1 protein-coding gene is annotated in these 1,967 nt (G+C 52.7%); it reads left to right on the top strand.

Annotated features, from left to right (window positions below):
* The first annotated feature begins 477 nt into the window (after positions 1–477).
* Positions 478–1,890 carry a group II intron reverse transcriptase/maturase gene (gene ltrA / locus ACTQZS_RS15285; protein WP_441476585.1) on the top strand — a complete coding sequence of 471 codons (1,413 nt, stop codon included), beginning with the start codon at positions 478–480 and terminating at the stop codon, positions 1,888–1,890.
* Positions 1,891–1,967: the final 77 nt, after the last annotated feature.

The following is a 1,967-nucleotide window of genomic DNA, read 5'->3' as shown; positions in this document are numbered from 1 at the left end:
ATTCGTGTGCGGCGAGCGTCGCGATAGCGAGATAAAACTCGCGCAGCGTGTTTTATCTCGTTGGTGCGCCCGGCGGGCGCACGTTCCAAAGGGTGAAAGTCCCGACCCCGCCCGGCAGTGGGAAGGGGATAGCCGAACAGCAAGGGTGTCCACCGCGAGATGGAATCTGAAGGAAGCTGTAAGCAAACCACTGGGCTGACGAACAGGAAGCCCATCAGGCTGTGAAGCGCGGATGAGACTGCCAAGCAAGTCAAAGTCCAATAACTGCACGGAGCGCCAGCAGTATATGGGACAGTCATAAGTGGGAAAGAACGTGTGAGTACCCGGGGAGGTCTCACGGACGTATCCAATGCGACATAACACTCGCGGATACGGTCGAAATAAGGTTTACCGTGAGAAGTCAGCAGGAGCCGTATTACAAGACCGGCAAACGTACGTAAACCGGAAAGGGCTCCACATAAGGAGATGCAGCAAATCTTGGCAACCGAGGACAGACTTAACGGCAGACAACTTCATATCGAAGACTACCTGCGTGTGATACCTGCGGAACAGGGAAAGGAAACAGGAGTGCCGGACTATCGGAGGATTGCGGATGACGACAGCATCAGCAGATACTTTCAACCGGACAACCTGCTGGAAATCATTCTTCGCGCAGACAACCTGAATAAGGCGTACCTGAAGGTGAAGAAGAACAAGGGTAAAGGTGGGATCGATGGAATGCAGGTGGATGAACTTCTGCCCTACCTGAGAGAAAACCAGAGCGGACTTGTCCGGCAGCTGCGGGAGGGGAAATACAAGCCCAACCCAGTCCGCAGGGTAGAGATACCCAAGGAGGAGAAAGGCAAAGTCAGGAAACTTGGAATACCGACGGTGGTGGATCGTGTGATCCAGCAGGCGATTGCGCAGGAGCTCATGCCAATATACGAGAAGCAGTTCTCGGACAACAGCTTCGGGTTTCGGCCGGGAAGAGGATGTCATGACGCCCTGAGGAAGTGCCTCAGGCTGGCGGACGAAGGCTATGTGTATGTAGTGAGTATGGATTTAGCGTCATACTTTGATACCGTGAACCACAGCAGACTCATAGAGGTGCTGTCGCGGACAGTCAGGGACGGACGTGTCATATCGCTGATACACAAATACCTGAATGCCGGGGTCATGGAAGACGGCGGCTTTCACGCAACAGAAGAAGGTGTGCCTCAGGGCGGACCTCTGAGTCCATTACTCGGAAATGTAATGCTAAACGAGCTGGATAAAGAACTGGAACGCCGCGGACACAAGTTTGTCAGGTACGCGGATGACTGCATGATCTTCTGCAAATCCCGGAAAAGCGCGGAACGCACGCTGGAAAATATCGTCCCATTCATCACAGGGAAACTATTTCTGAAAGTCAATCTCCAGAAGACGACAGTGGCACACATCAGCAGGGTGAAATATCTGGGCTATGGGTTTTACCGATTCAAAGGGAAATGCAGGCTCAGATTACACCCGAAGTCGAAAGCCAAAATGCAGAAGAAACTCAGAGAACTGACGTACAGAGGCAATCGATGGAGCAATCCGGAGAGGGAGCAGAAGCTGCGGGACTATGTCCGCGGCTGGATGAATTACTTCCGATATGCGGATATGAGGGCACTGATGGCAAAGACAGATGAGTGGCTTCGCAGAAGGATCCGGGCGGTGTACTGGAAACAGTGGAAGCGGGTGAGAACCCGCTACCGGATTTTCAGGGCATTGCATTTAGAGGAATGGCGTGTACATGAACTGGCAAACTGTCGTAAAGGCACATGGCGGGCGGCACAAATGCTCCGCTCTGTGCTGACAAATAAAATACTGGAAAAGCTGGGCTATCCGTCCATGCTCTCCCAGTATTTGAAAGTAGCTGAAAACTTATGAACCGCCGTGTACCGAACGGTACGCACGGTGGTGTGAGAGGACGAAAGTCTCCACTGGAGACTTTCTCCTACTCGATA

This window comes from Bilifractor sp. LCP19S3_H10, assembly GCF_052119185.1.
In the GTDB taxonomy this organism is placed as follows: Bacteria; Bacillota; Clostridia; order Lachnospirales; family Lachnospiraceae; genus Bilifractor.
The sequence above is the reverse complement of the archived record's forward strand: the minus strand, read 5'-3'. Positions and strand labels throughout refer to the sequence as shown.